This is a genomic window from Sphingosinithalassobacter tenebrarum (assembly GCF_011057975.1).
In the GTDB taxonomy this organism is placed as follows: domain Bacteria; phylum Pseudomonadota; class Alphaproteobacteria; order Sphingomonadales; family Sphingomonadaceae; genus Sphingomonas; species Sphingomonas tenebrarum.
Genome location: NZ_CP049109.1, coordinates 2,783,764 through 2,802,042, shown reverse-complemented (window position 1 = coordinate 2,802,042; position 18,279 = coordinate 2,783,764). Strand labels below are relative to the sequence as shown.

Here is an 18,279-nt window from a genome sequence, read left to right as displayed (position 1 = left end):
TGCTGCGCATGGTCCCCCTCCCCTTGCAGGGGAGGAATTTGGAGTGGGGCATCTACCCCTCTCAACTCCGGCTGGGCGGCTGTGCCACCAAACCTCCGTATCTCTTCCCCGAGGGGAGAGAGTTTAGGCCGCCATTTCTTTCTGCAGCGCCTGCCCGACCGCCACTTCACATGCGTCATTCCCGCTCGCGAGATGCTCGTTCAGCAGCGCGCGCTTGAAGTACAAATGGCACGGATATTCGCTGGTCATGCCGATGCCGCCATGCAGCTGCATCGATTCCTCGGCGACGTCGCGGAATGTGGCGCTGCACAGCGCCTTTACGCCGCGAGCCAGCGTCACCGGATCGGCGGTGCCATCCTCATATTGCGCGAGGCCGTCGAAATACATCGCTTCGGCCGCGACGATATAGGCTTTCAGGTCGGCGCAGCGATGCTTGAGCGCCTGGAACATCGCCAGCGGGCGATCGAACTGTTTGCGCGTCTTGAGATATTCGACTGTCTGGTCGAGCAGCGCAGTGGCGCTGCCGACGCAGTCGCCGGCGATTGCGAAATGGAGATGCGTCGTCGCGGCGGCGATTACGACATCGGCCGCCTTGCCTTCGGCGAGGATGTCGCCCGCTTCGATCGCGACGCCGTCAAAGCTCACTTCAGCCAGCTCGCGCGTCGCGTCCCACATGGTGTGCGGCGTTACCGTCACGCCGTCGCGGTCGAGCGGAACCAGCGCCGCGATGCCCGGCGCGGCGACCAGCACATGGCTCGCCGATCCTGCCCCCTGCACCATCGCCAACGCCCCGCTGAGCATGCCGTCGGCATGGTTGAGCGCGGCTTCGGTCGGGCAGAGCAGCGACGCGGCAGGCGGTTCGCCCGCGGCGATCCTGCCGATCCATTCGTCTGCGCCCGCATAGCCCTGCGCCGCGTTGATCGCGTCCGCCGCCATCAGCCCCGGGAGGAGCGGGGCGGGGGAAATGGCGTGGCCGATCTCCAGATAGAGCCACGCCGCCGCTTCGAACGGCTGCTCCAATCCGCCCTGCGCCTCGCTGGCGGTGAGCGCCAGCCAGCCCGCGTCGCGGATCGCGGCGAGCGCTTCGCCGGTGTTGGTGCCGGGGCCGAGATCGCCGAGAAGCTGGCGCCCGGCGTCGCGCAATTCGGTTTGCTCGATCCGCATCAGCCTTCCACCTTCCAGTTTTTGGGTTCGCGCGGCATTTCGAGCACGCGCTCGGATATGATGTTGCGCTGGACCTCGTCGCTGCCGCCGGCGATCGACCAGGCATAGCTGTTCATGAAATCGACCGGCCAGTTGCCGGTTTCCTGACTGCCACCTGCAGTGAACGGCGCATGGATCTGTCCCGTCGCGCCCGCCAGCTTCATGCCGAGGCTGGTATAGGCCCGCAGCGCGCGCGGATAATAGAGCTTCACGATCGAGGCATCGCCGATCCGCTCCTCGCCCGCGATGCGGCGTTTGAGATAATTGTCGGCCACCGCGCAGGAGGCGCTGACCATGTTCGCGACCTCGCCCAGTTCGCGCTGGATGATCGGATCATCGGCGCGGCCCGCTTTCGCGGCAGCGTCGGTGAGGCGCCAGAGCATCCCGCGCATCCGCTGCGAAAGCTCGACCAACGTCAGTCCGCGTTCGGATGCCAGCGTTGATTGCGCGACGGCCCAGCCCTGATTTTCCTCGCCCAGCCGGTTGGCGACCGGGATTTCGACATCGTCGAGGAAGATTTCGGCGAATTCCTCGTCATCGGTGATCTGCTCGATCGGGCGCACGGTGATGCCCGGCGTGTTCATGTCCATGACGAGGAAGGTGATGCCCGCCTGTTTGGGGCCGTCCGATCCGGTGCGGACGAGCAGCAGGCATTTGTCGGCATATTGCGCCATCGTCGACCAGATCTTCTGGCCATTGACGACATAGACATCGCCTTTCCGCTCGGCGCGGGTCTTGAGCGCGGCGAGGTCCGATCCCGCATTGGGCTCGGAAAAGCCCTGGCACCAGATTTCGCCGTCGAGAATGCCCTGGAGATAGGCTTTCGCCTGTTCGGGCGAGGCCCACTCCACCAGCGTCATCGCCGCGTGATAGAGCGAGACGAAATAGAGGATCAGACGCGGCGCATCGATGCGCGCGATTTCCTCGTAGATCACTTTCTGCTCGGCCAGGCTGCGGCCGCCGCCCGGCCATTGCGCGGGCCAGTGCGGCGTCGCATAGCCGGCCGCGACCATCTTGCCGAACCAGTCGCGCTGCGCAGCGACGAACGCGTCCTGACTGCATCCCGTCATCGCCTCGCGCCAGTTTGGCGGGACATTGGCTTCCAGCCAGCCGCGCACTTCCTGCCGCAATGTTTCGGTCGCTTCGCTCATGCCTCTCCCCGGCTGCGACCCATGCGAATCGGACAGGTCGCGCTAGTGAATTTCCGCGGAAAACCTGGTGTGGCGATGCGTCGCGCCTCGCCTTGACCGGCTCCGAACGGACCACTACCTACTCTCTGGTAGAAGATGTTCCAACAGGTAAAGCGCCGAGTCGGCGCATGCTGGAGATAGCCATGAATTTGCAGGGAGTGGGCGCCGTCGTCACGGGCGGTGCGTCGGGTCTGGGGAATGCCACCGCGAAGATGCTCGCGTCGCACGGCGCGAAGGTCGCGATTTTCGACCTTAACGAGGAAGTCGGTGTCAAGGCGGCCGAGGAAATCGGCGGAAAATTCTTCAAGGTGAACGTCGCCGACGAGGACAGCGCGAACGCCGGTTTCGCCGCCGCCGAGGAAGCGCATGGCGTGGCACGCGTGCTGGTGAACTGCGCGGGCATCGCTCCGGCGATCCGTATCGTCAACAAGGAAGGCGTGCCGCATTCGCTCGACGCCTATCGCAAGGCGGTCGAAGTCAATCTGATCGGCACCTTCAACATGATCTCGAAATTCGCGGCGCGGCTGATCGCGGCGAAGATCGAAGGCGAGGAAGCGGGCGTGATCGTCAACACCGCTTCGGTCGCCGCCTATGACGGGCAGATCGGCCAGGCGGCCTATGCCTCGTCCAAGGGTGGTGTCGTCGGCCTGACGCTGCCCGCCGCGCGCGATCTGGCGCAGCACAAGATCCGCGTGATGACGATCGCGCCGGGCATTTTCCTAACGCCGATGCTGATGGGCCTGCCGCAGGCCGCGCAGGATTCGCTCGGCACGCAGGTTCCGCACCCCAGCCGCCTCGGCAAGCCCGAGGAATATGCCAGGCTGGCCGAGAGCATCATCGAGAACCCGATGCTCAACGGCGAAGTGATCCGCCTCGACGGCGCGATCCGCATGGCGCCGCGCTGAGGCGATCCGCGATGACCGACTCCATTCTCCTCGAGCGTGATAACGGCGTCGCCCGCATCACGCTCAACCGCCCCGATGTCGGCAATGCGCTCGACATTCCGATGAGCCGCGCGCTGATGGAAGCCGCGATCGAAGTCGATGAAGACGACAGCGTTCGCTGCGTCCTCATTACCGGCGCGGGCAAGCTGTTCTGCGCCGGCGGCGACGTCGCGGCCTTTTCGGGGGCGGGGGAGAAGCTGCCGGCATTCCTCAAGGAAATCACGGCCTATGTGCATGCGGCGGTTACGCGCTTCGCCCGCATGGACAAGCCGGTGGTGACGGCCGTCAACGGATCGGTGGCGGGGGCCGGGATCGGGCTCGCCATTCTCGGCGACATCGCGCTCGCCGATCCGCGTGCGAGCTACATGCTTGCCTATACCGCCATCGGCCTTTCGCCCGATGGCGGGACGACCTGGATGTTGCCGCGCCTGATCGGGTTGCGGCGTGCGCAGGAGCTTTGCCTGCGCAATCGCCGGATCGGTGCCGCCGAGGCCGCCGAGATCGGGCTGGCAACACGCATGGTCGACGAAGGCGCGCTGATGGACGAGGCAAACGCGCTCGCCGCCGAACTCGCCGCATCGGCGACGCCTGCCTTGGGTGTCACCCGCAAGCTGCTGCTCGACAGCACCAGCAATTCGCTCGAAGCGCAGCTCGAAGCCGAAAGCCGTGGTATATCCGGCCTCGCGCGCACGCCGCAGGGCAAGGAAGGCGTCGCGTCGTTCGTCGAGAAGCGCAAACCCGATTTCACCAAAGGACACTGAACAATGGCCGAAGCCTATATCGTCGAATCGCTGCGCACGCCGGGCGGCCGCGCCCGCAAGGGCGGCCTGATCGACATCCACCCCGCCGATCTGGGCGCGACGGTGCTCAACGCGCTGGTCGACCGCACCGGCGTCGATCCCGCCGCGATCGAGGATGTGATCGGCGGCTGCGTCAGCCAGGCGGGCGAGCAGGCGTTCGCCTTTGCGCGCAACATGGTGCTCGCCTCGAAGCTGCCCGACAGCGTTCCGGCGGTGACGATCGACCGCCAGTGCGGCTCCTCGCAACAGGCGCTGCACTTTGCCGCGCAGGGCGTGATGTCGGGCACGCAGGACGTGATCATCGCGTGCGGCGCGGAAAGCATGACGCGCGTGCCGATGGGCTCCAACTTCATGCTGCATGCGCAGGCGGGCGTCGGCACCGGACCCTGGCCGAAGAGCATCCAGAACCGCTACGGCGTCGCCGAATTCAGCCAGTTTCACGGCGCACAGATGATTGCCGACAAATATGGCTTCACGCGCGAGCAGATGGACGAATTCGCGCTCAAGAGCCACGAAAAGGCCGCCGCCGCGATCGACAGCGGCGCGTTCAAGGAAGAGATTGTGCCGGTCGAAACGCCCGAAGGCACGTTCGACACCGATGACGGCGTGCGCCGCGGCGGCACGATGGAAGCGATGTCGCAGGTCAAGACGCTGGAGGAAGGCGGTACGATCACCGCCGCCAATGCCAGCCAGATGACCGACGGCGCGTCGGGTCTGATGGTCGTCAGCGAAGCGGCGCTCAAGCGGTTCAACCTCACGCCGATGGCGCGCGTCGTCAGCATGGCGGTGACGGCGGGCGATCCGGTGGTGATGCTCGAAGAGCCGATCCCGGCGACGCGCAAGGTCCTCGAAAAGGCGGGGCTCAAGCTCGACGATATCGACCTGTTCGAAGTCAACGAAGCCTTTGCCTCGATCCCGATGGCGTGGCTGCAGGCGATCGGCGCCGATCCGGCCAAGCTCAACGTCAATGGCGGCGCGATCGCGCTCGGCCACCCGCTCGGCGCGAGCGGCACCAAGCTGATGGCGACTCTGCTCCATGCGCTCAAGGCGCGCGGCGGCAAATACGGCCTTCAGACCATGTGCGAAGGCGGCGGCATCGCCAACGCCACGATCGTCGAGTTGCTGTAAGCACTCGCTCTTGCCCCTGATTGCAATGTCCGCATTTGCGGACATATGCACATTGCCTCCCCTCCGGTAATCTCCTTACTTGCGAGTAGGCCACGCATTTGCGGGCCGCGGTGACCACGCGAAACAGCGGGCGCCGGGAGAGGAAACAGGAGGGGCGCGTTGGACGTATCCTCGACAAGGCCGCTCGGTCGCAGCGGTCTGAAGGTAACCATCGCCAGTCTTGGCGGCGGCGGGCTTGGCAATTTCTTTCGCGTCATCGATGACGCGTCGGCTGCGTCGGTGGTCGATGCCGCCTGGGGCGCGGGCATCCGCTACTACGACACCGCACCATTTTACGGGCGCGGGCGTAGCGAGCGGCGGCTCGGCGCCTGGCTCGACCATAAGTCGCGCGATTCTTTCGTGCTGTCGACCAAGGTCGGCCGGCTGATGGCGCCGGCGCGCGGCGATCTGGAGGAAGACGGCATCTTCCTCGATCCCTCGCCGTTCAATTCGATCTACGATTACAGCTATGACGGCGTGATGCGCTCGCACGAAGCGAGCCTGCAGCGACTGGGGCTCGATCGCATCGATATCCTGCTGGTCCACGACATCGGCGAGATGATGCATGGCGATGATGCGCCGGGCCATCTGCATGCGCTCAAGACCGGCGGGATGAAGGCGCTCGAGGAATTGCGGAGCGCGGGCGCCATCGCCGGCTATGGCCTTGGGGTCAACGAAGTCGCCGCGTGCCTCGATTGCCTCGATTATGGCGATCCGACGGCGTTCCTGCTCGCCGGACGGCTGACGCTGCTCGAACAGAATGGCGTCAAGCCGCTGCTCGCCAAATGCCTCGAACGGCAGGTGTCGTTGATCGTCGGCGGCGTGTTCAATTCGGGCATTCTCGCCACCGGCGCAGTGCCGGGCGCGCGATATAACTATGCCGAGGCAGACGAGGCGGCGCTGGCGCAGGTGCGCAAGCTCGAAACGGTATGCGCTGCGCATGACGTGCCGCTGAGCCATGCAGCGCTGCAGTTTCCGCTGACACACCCCGCGGTTGCCAGCGTGCTGATCGGCGCGGGGACGGTTTCGAGCGTCGATCGCAGCATCGCCGGACTGTCGACGGCGATCCCGGATGCGCTGTGGCGCGACCTTGCCGATCAGGGGCTGGTCGACGCCGAACTGGCCGCCGCCGCCGCGCAGCATCCCGGCTGAACAGGCACTGCCGCGTCCGACGCGGCCCTGCACCACAAGATCACAAGCAACGGGCAAAAATCGCCCGGTTTTCAAGGAGGAGGGGAATATGATGAATCCCAATCGGGTCGCGTTCGGGGGCCGCTGGCTATGCCACACCGCGCTCGGCGCACTTGTCGCCGGAGCGGCGTTCGCGCCCGGCATCGCGCTGGCGCAGGACAGCGAGACGCCGGTCGTGGCGGAACAGGACATGGCGTCCGAAATCGTGGTGACGGCGCAGCGCCGGTCGGAATCGATTCAGGACGTGCCGATCTCGGTCGCGGCCTTCGATCAGGAGGCGCTTGCGACGCTCGGTATCGATTCGACCGACGCGCTTCAGTTCGGCACGCCGGGCATCACCAATACGCAGACGGCGGGCGACGGCATTTCCGCCATCTATATTCGCGGCGTCGGCACCGGCTATTCGGGTCCGGGTCTTGAAGGCTCGGTCGCCTTCTATCTCGACGACATCTATCTGCAGACCCAGACTTCGGCGGCACAGGCGGCGGTCGACGTCGAGCAGATCGAAGTTCTCAAGGGGCCGCAGGGTACGCTTTACGGGCGTAACGCAACCGGCGGCGCGATCGTCGTCACGACCCGCGATCCGCGCCTGGGCGTTACCGAAGGCTATGTCAGCGCGGGATACGGCAATCTCAACTGGACCCGCGAGGAAGCGGTCCTCAACCTGCCGGTCGCACCGACAGTGGCGATCCGCACCGTCGGCTATTTCGAGCATCGCGACGGCTATGTCGAAAATGTCGCATTCCCCGACGAGGAAAAGAGCGGCAGCGGTGCCGGTGAAACCTGGGGCGGGCGACTGAAGATGCTGTGGGAGCCCGACACGCAGTTTCGCGCGCTCGCCATGTTCTCCTATGACCGGCGCGACGGCAACGGCGCGATCCACAGCCTGCGCTACAATGGCGACGGAACGCCGACCAATCTGGGTTTTTACGAGACCAGCCAGTCGCCTGCGCGCGAAGGCGGCGGCGGCGACGATACCGACGCGCTGCTCGCCGCGCTGACGCTGGAATACAATGCCGACCGCTGGACGCTCAGCAACACCTTCGCCTATCGCCGCACGCGCGCCTATGGCTGCACCGACAATGACGGCCTGCCGGGCGAGAACCTCTATTTCTGCTCGGTGTCGCAGCGCAGCCCCAATCCCGGCGACGCCGACGGCAAGCGCGACGATACGATCACCAACGAACTGCGCTTCGTTTCGGATTTCGGCGGGCCGCTGGACGTGACGGTGGGCGGTTTCTTCGAGCGGAACAAGGCGCGCTTCGTCGGCCGCATCGGCGGCGTCAACTGGTTCGGCAGCACCACGCCGACCTTCGACAATCACGACGATCTGACGGCCTATTCGGTCTATGGCGAAGTCTATTACAACCTGACTCCGGCCCTGCGGCTGACCGGCGGCGTGCGCTACACGCGCGAAGAGAAATATCACTCGGTGCTGAACGATATGGACGCGCGCAATATGCTGAGCGGTGGCGGCGCGCTGCCGCCGGCATTCCAGGACGGGGAAGTCTCGTTCGACAATTTCTCGCCGCGCGCGGTCATTTCCTACGATGCGGGCGATGTGAACCTCTATGCGAGCTACAATCGCGGCTTCAAGAGCGGCGGTTTCAACAGCCCGTCGCTGACGCTCGATCCGCCGCTCGATCCCGAAACGATCGACGCGTTCGAAATCGGCGCCAAATATCGATCGCCCGACGGTACGCTGCGGCTCGATACCGCCGGCTATTATTATGACTGGAAGGATGTGCAGGTCGCCTTCATCACCGGCGGCGGTGCGGGCATTCTTCAGCAGAATGCGGCGGGGTCGGAAATCTACGGCGCCGAAGTCAACATGAACTGGGCACCGGTCCGGGCGATCCGGGTAAATCTCGGCCTCGCCTATACCCATGCACGCTTCACCAGCTTCCCCAATGCGGCGGTCTACAACATCGTCGGTGGCGCGCTGACGGCGACGGCGGAGGACCTCAAGGGCTTTCGCCTGCCGCATGCGCCCGATTTCACCGCGAACGGCAGCATAACCTATAATTGGGAAGCTGCCGGCGGCTGGACGGGTCATCTGACTGCCGCGGCGCGCTACACCACCGAATATGACTATACCGCCGGGGCAGGGGGCGAATTGCGCGCGAGCCGGCAGGAGGCGTTCACGCTGGTCGACCTCACCGGATCGGCGCTGGCGCCCGACGGCCATCTCGAATGGGGCTTTTTCGTCTCCAACCTGCTCGGGAAGGAGTATTATTCGCTGGTCTCCACGGGCGACACTGGCGTTTACATGACTCCCGCCGCGCCGCGCACGGGCGGCGTCACGGTCACCTATCACTTCTGATCGAAACGGCTTTCCGGGGGAGGGCGACCTTCCCCGGAAAATCGCAACCAGGGAGACGGCAGTGCGCGAGGGGTATCTGCAACACGCCTATGTCACGCGAGACTTCGACGCGACGATCGCCGAGCTGCGCCGTGTGCACGGCATCGGCCCGTTCAAGGAAATGCGTGACCTGACGATAAACGTCCGCTCGGGGCCGGTGACGGGGCATTTCGGCCTGGCCTTTCTGAACGGCACCCAGTTCGAAGTGATTGCGCCGCAGTCGGGCGATGTCGACTTCTATCTGGAAGCGCTGGCGGACCAGCCATTGATGCAGTTTCACCATCACGGCCGCTATTTCCCCGACCGGCCGGGTTTCGACGCCGCGATGGCGCGGGCGCGCGATCGCTGGCGGATCGTGGTGGAGGAAAACGCGTTCGGCGGCACCTATGCCTATGCCGACGCGCGCGCCGAATTCGGCCATTATCTCGAATATTACTGCTTCGATCCCGACAGCCATTTCGAAGGCGTGCCGGTTTACTGAGCTCCGCCCATCAGCGGGGCGACGCGCAGCAGCAGTTCGGCGGTCTTTTCCGGCTCGGTGAGCATCAGGTCGTGGCCGGTGTCGATTTCCCACACTCGGCCCTCTGCGCGCTCGGTGATCGCGGGCATGTCGCGGCCTGGGATCGAATAGGTGCAGACGATGTGCGACTGCGGAATGCGCGCCGTTTCCGCTTCGTTGGTGAGGATCAGCTTGTCCTCGAAACAGCGCCAGGGGTGCGGTGTCAGCCGGTCGCGCATCCATGCCTGGGTCGCGGGATCGGTGACGCCGTAATAGCTCATCGGATCGTTACCGGGGAACAGCGTCAGCTCGATCCCGTCGACGACGCGGCCCATTGCCCGCGCCATCTGCATCATCGGCCCGGCATGATCCTCAAGCGACTGGCCGTTTTTGGGCCATGCCGCGTCGAGATAGACGAGATGCCCGACCCTGTCGGCGATGCGATCGGCGACGCCGGTGATGATCATCCCGCCATAGCTGTGCCCGACCAGGATCACGTCGCGCAGATCCTCGTACTGCAGGACATTGACGATATCGGTGATCTGCATGTCGAGCCCGACATGGGCGCTGAGCAGATGCGCACGCTCGCCTTCGCCGGTCATCGTCGGCGTATAGACGTCGTGCCCCGCCCTGCGCAGAAGCCGCGCCACCGGCTTGTAGCACCAGCCGCCATGCCCGCCGCCATGCACCAGAACATAGGTCGCCATACTGCCTCTCCCGTCTTGTTTTGTGCATTAAGTTATCAGTTGATAACTTGTGTCCTGTCAATGGGGCGATAGGGTCGGGTCGATGACGACTGCTTCTCCCCGGCGCCGCGATGCGGAAGCGACGCGCGCGCGTATCCTGGCGGCGGCGCAGCGCGAGTTTTCGCGGCAGGGCTATGACCGTACGGGCATTCGCGACATCGCCGCGGTGGCCGAAGTCAGCTCGACCTTGCTGCTGCGCTATTTCGAATCGAAGGCGGGGCTTTTCGAAGCGGCGCTGCGCGGGACGATGCGGCTCGATCCGGTACTGGCCGAGGGGCGCGAGCGGTTCGGCGCGCATCTGGCCGACTTGCTGCTGCGCGACGATCTCGACGTCAATCCGCCGGTGCTGATCGCGCTTTCTTCGGGAGACCCGGTAGCCGTGGAGATCACTGCACGGGTGACCGAGGAACAGTTGATCCGGCCGCTCGCCGAGTGGCTGGGAGGGCCCGATGCACGGGCGCGCGCGGTGGAGATCACGATGCTAGCGACCGGCTTTGTCATCTATGCGCGGCAATTGCCGATGCTGCCGGGGCAGAGACTCGAGCCGGGCCTGCAAGGCTGGTTTGCGGGTGCGGTGCAGGCGCTGGTCGATGGTGCGCCGGGCTGAAAGTCAGGCGTTGGCCGGGCGCAGCCGCAACCCGTCGAGATGCTTGTCGAGCCATATCTGGCAACCGAGCCGGCTTTCGGGGCGGCGCTCTCCGGCAAGGTCGAGCATCTCGTCCTCCTCCTCGCTGGCGGGCGGGCCGACCGCCTCGCGCCATTCGGGGGCGATGTACACATGGCAGGTCGCGCAGGCCATGAAGCCGCCGCAGTCGCCGGGAATGCCGGGCACGCCTTCGCGGCGGGCGAGCGTCATCACATTCTCGCGCGTGCGGCCGGTGTCGGCGTTGATTTCCGCGCCGTCGGGGAGGATATAGGTGACGACTGCCATCGGGGTCAGCCGAGGGGCTCACCCTCACCCTTCCGGCGCTTCGCGCCTCCCTCCCTCTCCCATTGAGAGAGGGAAAAGACGCCGAAGGCGGCGAAGGGTGAGGGCGAACGGCCCCTCAGCTCATTTGACCGTCGCGGTGACCGTTTCGACCAGCTCGTCGACCGACACCAGGAACGCCGTTTCCAGCACCTTGGCGAAGGGGACGGGGCAGCTCGGTGCGCCGAGGCGGCGGACCGGGGCCTTGAGCTCGCCGAACAGCTCCTCGTTGATCACGGCGGCGATTTCGGCGCCGACGCCATGTTCCTTCACCGCTTCGTGGATGATTACGGCGCGGCCGGTCTTGCGGACCGACTCGAGCACCGTCTCGCGGTCCCAGGGCGATACCGTGCGCAGGTCGATCAGCTCGGCCGAAATACCCGCTTCGGCGAGCTTGGGCATCGCCTGAAAAGCGGTCAGCACCGTGCTCGAATAGGCGATGATGGTGACGTCGCTGCCTTCGGCCAGCACATTGGCCTTGCCGAGCGGGATCGGGCCCTGATCGTCGGGCACTTCCATCGGGCCGAACAACGTCATCATGCTCATCACGATCATCACCGGATCGGGATCGTCGATCGCCGAAAGGGTGAGGCCGATATAATCGGCGGGCGTGGCCGGCGCGACGACCTTGATGCCCGCGGCATGGGCGAACCAGGCTTCGAGGTGATCGGCATGCTGGCCCGCGGTCTGCGCGCCCGCGCCGGTCAGCGTGGTGATCACCATCGGCACGCTGGTCTGGCCGCCCGACATGAAGCGCAGTTTCGCCGCGTGGTTGTGGATCATGTCCATCGCCACGGTGGTGAAGTTCATCAGCATGATTTCGGCGACGGGCTTGTAGCCGCCGATCGCCGCGCCGATCGCCGCGCCGATGATCGACTGTTCGGCGATCGGGGTGGATTTGACGCGATCGTCGCCGAAGGTGGTCGACAGACCCTTGGTGAAGCCGACGACGCCGCCGCCTTCGCGATCGGCCACGTCCTCACCCAGGACGAGGACCTTGGGGTCCTTTTCCATCGCGATGTGCAGCGCCTTGTTGAAGGCGGCGATGCCGTTCATCTTGGTGGTGGCGGTCATCATGCAATCTCCGCTTCGAAGACGTCGCGCTTCAGTTCGTCGGTCGACGGGAACTCGCGTTCGAGCGCCCAGTCGCGCGCATCGGCGACCTCATCGGTGATTTTCTTTTCGATCTCGGCGAGCTGTTCCTCGGTGGCGTGGCCATCGGCGATCAGCCTGGCGCGGAAAGCGGGAAGGGGGTCCTTCTCCATCGCTTCGGCCTTTTCCTCCTTGGTCATGTACTTGTCGTCGTCGCCGAAGACATGGCCGAGGAAGCGGAAGGTCATGCATTCGAGCAGGGTCGGGCCTTCGCCCGAACGCGCGCGCTCGATCGCTTCATAGGCATGGGCGTACATTTCCGACGGATCGTTGCCGTCGACGGTATAGCCCGGCATGCCGTATCCCGCCGCGCGCTTCGAAATCTGATCGACCGAGGTGCCGTTTTCATAACGGGTATGCTCGGCGAAGCGGTTGTTCTGGCAGACGAAGATCACCGGCAGCTTCCACAGCGAAGCGAGGTTGAGCGCTTCATGGAACGCGCCGATGTTCGACGCGCCGTCGCCGAAATAGGCGATCGAGACGCGCTTCGATCCGTCGAGCTTCATCGCCCAGCCGAGGCCATTGGCGATCGGCATCGAGGAGCCGACGATACCCGTCGTCACCATCACGCCCGATTCGGGGTGGGTAAGGTGCATCGGGCCGCCCTTGCCCTTGCAGGTGCCGTCGACGCGGCCGGCGATTTCGGCCCAGAGCGGCCGCAGCGGCATGTCCTTGGCGACCATGTCGTGAATGCCGCGATAGATGGTGCAGATGGTGTCGTCGGGGTTGAGCTGAGCAGAGATCGCCGAAGGGATCACTTCCTGCCCGCGCGCCGAATAATAGGGCATCTGCAGCCGCCCGCGCTTGATCGTCTGCCGAATGGCATCGTCGTTGCGCTCGATCCGAACCATGCGGCGATAGATATCGACCTGCTGTTCGGGGTTCGGCGTCATGCGGTTTCCGCCAGCGCTCATAATACCCGTCTCCTTGTCATGCGGCTCCAGGGCCGCGGTACAATCTCAGCTGGGCTCAGCCGCCCAGATCGCAGAATGCGCAAATCTTGTTGCCGTCGGGATCGCGCAGATAGGCGCCATAGGGATTGCCCGGAAATTCGCGCTCGCCCGGGGCGCCTTCGTCGCTGCCGCCATTGGCAAGGCCGGCGGCGTGAAATGCGTCGATTTCGGCGCGGTCCTTCGCCTTGAACCCGATCGTGCCGCCATTGGCGAAACAGGCGTCGCCTTCGCGCGGCAGGCCGACGCCGAACGATCCGTTGGGGCCGGGATAGAAGAGGCGACCGCCCATCTCCATCGCAGGCCCGATGCCGAGCGCGCCCAGCGCCGCGTCATAGAATTGCTTCGCCTTGGCGACGTCCTTCGTTCCGACCAGCACATGCGTGAACACGCGTTTCTCTCCCGATTATTATCCCGCCGTCGAAAGCGGCTGGCGAACGGCTATCAGCACTGCCCGAACCGCTCAAGCGGCCCCGTCCCGCCATCACCCCGGCGATTGGGTAGGATCGAGGAAGCGCGAAATCTCCGCTGCGGCGCGCTCAGGTGCTTCGAGCGTGAGCATATGCCCCGCGCCGGGCACGTCGATGCGACACAGATCGGGAATGGTGCTCGCGATCAGATCGGCGATCAGGCGAAACTCAGCCACGTCCTGCGTGCCCGAGAGCAGCAGCGACGGCGCCTTGATCAAATGGAGCCGCTCGACGTCGGGCAGGACGCGGCGGTGGTCGTCGCGCAGCCAGGGGCGCCCGTCGAACCGCGCGATCGATTCGGCGAGCTCGGCGGCCTCGGGCCGCTCGCGCACCTTTTCGAACAGCGGATGATTCCACCAGAGGCGCTTTGCCGTTTCGAGATCGCCCGCGCGGGCATGCGCGATGATCGGGCGGAAATCGGCGCGCCATTCGTCGGACCATTCCCAGCCGAACAGCGCCGGGCTGATCAGGATCAGCGAGGACGTTCGGTCGGGATGCTCGATCGCGAAATTGGCCGCGACCGCGCCGCCATGCGACATGCCGACCACCGCGCAGCGATCGACCCGCGCCGCGTCGAGCACGGCGGCGAGATCGTCGGCGGCGCTGTAGGAAACGCCCGGCTCGGCGCGCGAGCGTCCGTGATCGCGCAAGTCGATGCGCAACCCGCTCATGCCCTCGGGCAATGCCCGCCAGATCCGGTCCCAGTCGGGCGTCGACCCGCTCAGCCCGTGGATGAAGGCGATGGTCGGCGCCTCGCCATAAAGCTCGGCATGAATCGCGCCGCCGGGAACGGCGACTTCGAAGTCGGTATGTGAAAGGTCAGCCATGAAGCGCCGACCCGCGCAGGCTTATTCGATCATGCCCAGCACAGTGCCGACTTCATAGGTTTCGCCGGCTTCCTTGAGGATGCGCAGCGTACCCGAAGCAGGCGCCTCGACTTCATTGGCCGACTTGTCGGCTTCCAGCAGGAACAGGCCCTGGCCTTCGGTCACGCTGTCGCCGTCCTTGGCCAGCCACTCCGAAATCTGACCCTCGGTCATCGAGAAACCGATCTTCGGGAGCAGCACTTCAGTAGCCATATCGTCTTTCCTTCGCAGTCATTCGCGCGCCGCGTTTGCGATGCGGTCGCCGTCTTCGCGCAAATGCTTAGCGCCGCTGAGCCCGTTTGTGGCGCACCTGCCGTCGCTGCGCCAGAGGTATCGCTCGTGCGATAGCACGCGCCGCTTTGCGGGGGGCGAACTCGACCCGGCGGCCCGGCCATGTAATGAACCTCCCGCGCGGTGCCTTCGCGGCGGCGCGCCAACCGCGAAAACAGCGATATCTTCAGGAGAGATCATGGCGCTCGTCACCACCATTCACCTCCACAACGTGCCCGAAGCGCGCGAGGCGGAATATGCCGCATGGTTCGACGGGCCGCATCGCGAGGCGGTATCGTGGCTGCGTGGCTTTCAGGGCGCCGAGCGCTATGAAGTCACGCCCGCGCAGATCATGTCCTTCATTCCGCAGCCGTGGAAATTCCTCAGCGTCTATGATTTCGACCTGCCCGATCCGAAGATCGACATTCCCGCGCTCGGCCCGCTGATCGCCGATGCGCGCGACGCCGGGCTGATCGACGATACCGGCGAGACCGAGCGGCTCTATTCCTATGCGATGCGCTCGGACTGGAAGGGCAGCCCCAACTGGCAGCAGGACAAGCCGTTTTCGGGCGTCAGCATCATCCTCGCCAACTATGTCGCCGGGCGTAAGGAGGAATATGACAAATGGTATGACGAGGTGCACAGCGTCGAAGTGACCAACGTTCCCGGCCATGTCGCGATGAAGCGCGGGCAGCTGACAGAGACGCAGGTCGAGCCGCGCCGCTATTGCCCGGGCGACCAACTCGTCCTCTGCGCGCAGCAGACCGATGACCTCGCTTTCACCGTCAAGGATTTCAGCGATCGCGCGCAGGGCAAGAGCCCGAGCGGCATTGCGATGGAGCCGCGTTCGGATTCGGGCTCGTTCGCGCGCACCGTGCATTATTTCGGGAAGGTCAGCGGCAGCGAATTCTGGCCGGGCGGGATCGCCTATGCCGGCGACCTGTCGGTCTATCCGGGCAAGGAGTAACCCAAGTATCGCGGGTACGATGCGCGCTGCTCTTGTCCTCGCGCGGTGCGCGGGCGAACCTTTAGAGAAGCAGTCGCATCGCGCCCGCCAGAGGCGTGAGCGCTATTGATGGAGATGGACGTGTCCAAGAAGATTGTCATTACCGGTGCGGGTATTGGTCTGGGTCGCGCGCTCGCGCGCCGGTTCGTTGCCGACGGCCACAAGGTCGTGCTGCTCGGCCGCACCTTTTCGAAGCTGAAGACGCTTGCCGACGAGTTGGGCGATGCGGCGCTGCCGGTCGAATGCGACGTGGCGGTGCCCGAATCGGTGCGCAACGCTTTCGCGAAGATCGCCGAGACGCATCCGACGATCGACGTGCTGATCAACAATGCGGCGGTGTTCGTACCGTTCGAGATCACCGAAGCTACCGATGACCAGATCCTGCAGGCCGTGACGATCAATCTGGGCGGCACGATGCTGTGCACGCGCTCGGCGGTGCCGATGATGGAAGCCGGCGGCCAGATCATCAATCTCAGTAGCGAATCGGTCGACATGAACTTCCCGATGCTGTCGGTCTATCAATCGACCAAGGCGGGCATCGAACGGTTCAGCAAGTCGATGGACCAGGAGCTCGAGCCGCTCGGCATCCGCGTGTCGACGGTGCGCGCGGGCCAGATGTTCGACGAGGACAAGACCTTCGACCTGGCGCCCGAAGTCGCGATGAAATTCGCGCAGAAGGCGATGGCGGCGGGCGTCAATCTGCGCGAGCGGCCGATCACGCATTTCCGCTCTGTGACCGACGCCTTTGCGGCGCTGATCGACCTGCCGGGCGATCTTCATGCCGGGCTGATGACGTTGCACGCGCACCGCGCGCCGCAGAAGGACTGAGCGCGCATGGACGAACAGTTCGATTTCGTCGTGGTCGGCAGTGGCGGGGGCGGTCTTTGCGCCGCGCTCGTCATGGCCTCGCTCGGCAAATCGGTGCTCGTCCTCGAAAAAAGCGAATATGCCGGGGGTGTCACTGCCGCCTCGGGTGGCGTGATGTGGATTCCCAACAACCGCTTTCTTGCCGAAGCGGGGATTCAGGACAGCCATGACGACGCGCTCGCCTATCTCGACGCGCTGATCGGCGGAGACACGGATGCGCCCGGCGCGACGGCCGAGCGGCGACGGACCTTCGTCGAGCAGGCGCCGCGCATGCTGGAATTCCTGATCGGGCAGGGGCTCGCCTTCCGGCGGGTTCCTTTCTACCCCGATTATTATGACGATTTGCCCGGCGTGGTGAACGAAGGGCGCACGGTCGTCTCGCAGCTGTTCGACGCGAAGAAGCTGGGGCCGTGGGAAAAGAAGCTGCGCCCGGGCTTCCTGCCGATCCCGGCGAATCTCGACGAAGCGATGATGCTGCCGCGGCTGAAGGCGAACAAGCAGGCGCGCAAGACTTTGGTCAAGGTGCTGCTGCGCACCGTCGGCAGCCGCCTCACCGGCAAGCATCTGGTGACGGCGGGCAATGCGCTGCAGGCACAGATGCTGTACCACGCGCTCCAGGCCGGGGCGCAGGTGCGGCTCGAAACCCCGGTCGAGGAGATCCTGGTCGAAGGCGGCCGCGCGACCGGCGTGATCACCGGCGGCAAGCGCATCGGCGCCAAACTGGGCGTGCTGATCGCGGCGGGCGGCTTCGTTCAGAACCAGGCGATGCGCGACCGGTATATCCCCGGCACGTCGAAGGACTGGACGCTGGCGCCCAAGGGCGAAAATGGCGAGATGATCGAAGTCGCCGCCAAGCACGGCGCCGCGCTGGCGCAGATGGACGCGCGAGTCTGCCATCCGACGACGATTGTGCCCGGCAAGGGCGCGGCGAGCGTGCATGGCGACATCGCCAAGCCGCACGGCATCGTGATCGATCAGTCGGGCAAGCGCTACATGTCCGAAGCGGGCTGCTATATGGATATCTGCGCGGCGATGCTCGCGCATCACAAGAAGACGCCCGCCGTGCCGAGCTGGCTGATCATGGATAGCCAGTATATCGGCAAATATATGCTCGCCGGGTCGCGCGCCGGTGCGAAAAAGCCAGCCGAATGGACCGAAAGCGGCTTCCTCAAGACCGGTGAGACGATCAATGCGCTTGCCGATGCCTGCGGTATCGACCCCAGCATTCTTGCCTCGACGGTGGCGCGCTTCAATGCGCTCGCCAAGCAAGGCGAGGACGAGGATTTCGGGCGCGGCAAGCGATTGAACGAGCGCTGGCTGGGCGATCAGGATTCCGACGCGCCGACGCTGGGCGCGATCGAACAGGGGCCGTTCTACGCGATCCCCGTCTATCCCGGCGATGTCGATACGTTCGGCGGGATCGTCACCGATACCAGTGCACGCGTGCTCGACGGCGACGGGAATGCGATCGACGGTCTTTATGCCACCGGCACCTCCACCGCGTCGGTGATGGGGCGTACCAGCCCCGGCCCGGGCAGCAGCATCGGTCCCGCCTTCACATGGGGCTATGTGGCGGCGGCGCATGCCGCCAATGCCGATAACCTGCTGGGCGGGGATCGATAGGAATTG

At 65.1% G+C, this 18,279-nt stretch carries 19 protein-coding genes; 10 read left to right on the top strand and 9 right to left on the bottom strand.

From position 1 onward, the window contains the following. Positions 1–123 precede the first annotated feature (123 nt). Positions 124–1,164, bottom strand: coding sequence for an acyl-CoA dehydrogenase family protein (locus tag G5C33_RS13885; RefSeq protein ID WP_165327770.1), 1,041 nt, complete (start codon positions 1,162–1,164; stop codon positions 124–126). Further along, positions 1,164–2,354 (bottom strand): acyl-CoA dehydrogenase family protein, encoded by a 1,191-nt coding sequence (locus G5C33_RS13880; protein WP_165327769.1) that lies wholly within the window; start codon positions 2,352–2,354, stop codon positions 1,164–1,166. The genes G5C33_RS13885 and G5C33_RS13880 overlap by 1 nt, the downstream gene beginning before the upstream one ends. Before the next feature lie 182 nt (positions 2,355–2,536). Here G5C33_RS13880 and G5C33_RS13875 point away from each other — a divergent pair, with 182 nt between their 5' ends. From G5C33_RS13875 to G5C33_RS13850, 6 genes are all read left to right on the top strand, one after another. Then, positions 2,537–3,298 (top strand): SDR family NAD(P)-dependent oxidoreductase, encoded by a 762-nt coding sequence (locus tag G5C33_RS13875; RefSeq protein WP_165327768.1) that lies wholly within the window; start codon positions 2,537–2,539, stop codon positions 3,296–3,298. Between the two features lie 11 nt (positions 3,299–3,309). Further along, complete coding sequence (locus G5C33_RS13870; protein WP_165327767.1) at positions 3,310–4,098, top strand: enoyl-CoA hydratase/isomerase family protein; 789 nt, start codon at positions 3,310–3,312, stop codon at positions 4,096–4,098. 3 nt (positions 4,099–4,101) lie between these two features. After that, complete coding sequence (locus tag G5C33_RS13865) at positions 4,102–5,265, top strand: acetyl-CoA C-acetyltransferase (RefSeq protein WP_165327766.1); 1,164 nt, start codon at positions 4,102–4,104, stop codon at positions 5,263–5,265. 159 nt (positions 5,266–5,424) lie between these two features. Beyond that, positions 5,425–6,456, top strand: coding sequence for an aldo/keto reductase (locus G5C33_RS13860; RefSeq protein WP_165327765.1), 1,032 nt, complete (start codon positions 5,425–5,427; stop codon positions 6,454–6,456). Between the two features lie 88 nt (positions 6,457–6,544). Next, the gene (locus tag G5C33_RS13855) at positions 6,545–8,818 is read left to right on the top strand and encodes a TonB-dependent receptor (protein WP_165327764.1); all 2,274 of its coding nucleotides are present in this window, start codon (positions 6,545–6,547) and stop codon (positions 8,816–8,818) included. Between the two features lie 61 nt (positions 8,819–8,879). Next, on the top strand, positions 8,880–9,338 hold the full coding sequence (locus G5C33_RS13850) for a VOC family protein (RefSeq protein WP_165327763.1): 459 nt from the start codon (positions 8,880–8,882) through the stop codon (positions 9,336–9,338). Here the strand turns inward: G5C33_RS13850 and G5C33_RS13845 are convergent. Further along, a complete protein-coding gene (locus tag G5C33_RS13845; RefSeq protein ID WP_165327762.1) occupies positions 9,332–10,063 on the bottom strand; it encodes an alpha/beta fold hydrolase in 732 nt (243 codons plus the stop codon). The two genes, G5C33_RS13850 and G5C33_RS13845, sit on opposite strands and share 7 nt — an antisense overlap. 82 nt (positions 10,064–10,145) lie before the next feature. Here G5C33_RS13845 and G5C33_RS13840 point away from each other — a divergent pair, with 82 nt between their 5' ends. After that, positions 10,146–10,709 (top strand): TetR/AcrR family transcriptional regulator, encoded by a 564-nt coding sequence (locus G5C33_RS13840; RefSeq protein ID WP_165327761.1) that lies wholly within the window; start codon positions 10,146–10,148, stop codon positions 10,707–10,709. Positions 10,710–10,712: 3 nt separating this feature from the next. On the opposite strand, the gene G5C33_RS13835 is transcribed toward G5C33_RS13840, so the two are convergent. The 6 genes from G5C33_RS13835 to G5C33_RS13810 form a co-directional block, all read right to left on the bottom strand. Then, positions 10,713–11,033: a 2Fe-2S iron-sulfur cluster-binding protein gene (locus G5C33_RS13835; protein WP_165327760.1), complete on the bottom strand. Its 321-nt coding sequence runs from the start codon at positions 11,031–11,033 to the stop codon at positions 10,713–10,715. 120 nt (positions 11,034–11,153) lie between these two features. Further along, positions 11,154–12,143, bottom strand: a complete 990-nt coding sequence (locus tag G5C33_RS13830) for an alpha-ketoacid dehydrogenase subunit beta (protein ID WP_165328867.1) — start codon at positions 12,141–12,143, stop codon at positions 11,154–11,156. Continuing rightward, positions 12,143–13,135 (bottom strand): thiamine pyrophosphate-dependent dehydrogenase E1 component subunit alpha, encoded by a 993-nt coding sequence (locus tag G5C33_RS13825; RefSeq protein ID WP_165327759.1) that lies wholly within the window; start codon positions 13,133–13,135, stop codon positions 12,143–12,145. Before G5C33_RS13825 ends, G5C33_RS13830 begins: the two co-directional genes overlap by 1 nt. A 55-nt stretch (positions 13,136–13,190) precedes the next feature. Further along, positions 13,191–13,562, bottom strand: coding sequence for a VOC family protein (locus G5C33_RS13820; protein WP_165327758.1), 372 nt, complete (start codon positions 13,560–13,562; stop codon positions 13,191–13,193). Positions 13,563–13,655: 93 nt separating this feature from the next. Then, a complete protein-coding gene (locus G5C33_RS13815; protein WP_165327757.1) occupies positions 13,656–14,468 on the bottom strand; it encodes an alpha/beta fold hydrolase in 813 nt (270 codons plus the stop codon). 21 nt (positions 14,469–14,489) lie between these two features. Then, entirely contained in the window at positions 14,490–14,720 is a 231-nt protein-coding gene (locus G5C33_RS13810) for a biotin/lipoyl-containing protein (protein ID WP_165327756.1), read from the bottom strand. 256 nt (positions 14,721–14,976) lie between these two features. Between G5C33_RS13810 and G5C33_RS13805 the strand changes: the two genes are divergently transcribed. The 3 genes from G5C33_RS13805 to G5C33_RS13795 all read left to right on the top strand — a co-directional run bounded on the left by G5C33_RS13805 (position 14,977) and on the right by G5C33_RS13795 (position 18,273). Then, positions 14,977–15,744: a hypothetical protein gene (locus G5C33_RS13805; RefSeq protein WP_165327755.1), complete on the top strand. Its 768-nt coding sequence runs from the start codon at positions 14,977–14,979 to the stop codon at positions 15,742–15,744. Positions 15,745–15,864: 120 nt separating this feature from the next. Then, entirely contained in the window at positions 15,865–16,611 is a 747-nt protein-coding gene (locus G5C33_RS13800; protein WP_165327754.1) for an SDR family oxidoreductase, read from the top strand. Positions 16,612–16,617: 6 nt separating this feature from the next. After that, positions 16,618–18,273, top strand: a complete 1,656-nt coding sequence (locus G5C33_RS13795; protein ID WP_165327753.1) for an FAD-dependent oxidoreductase — start codon at positions 16,618–16,620, stop codon at positions 18,271–18,273. Positions 18,274–18,279 lie beyond the last annotated feature (6 nt).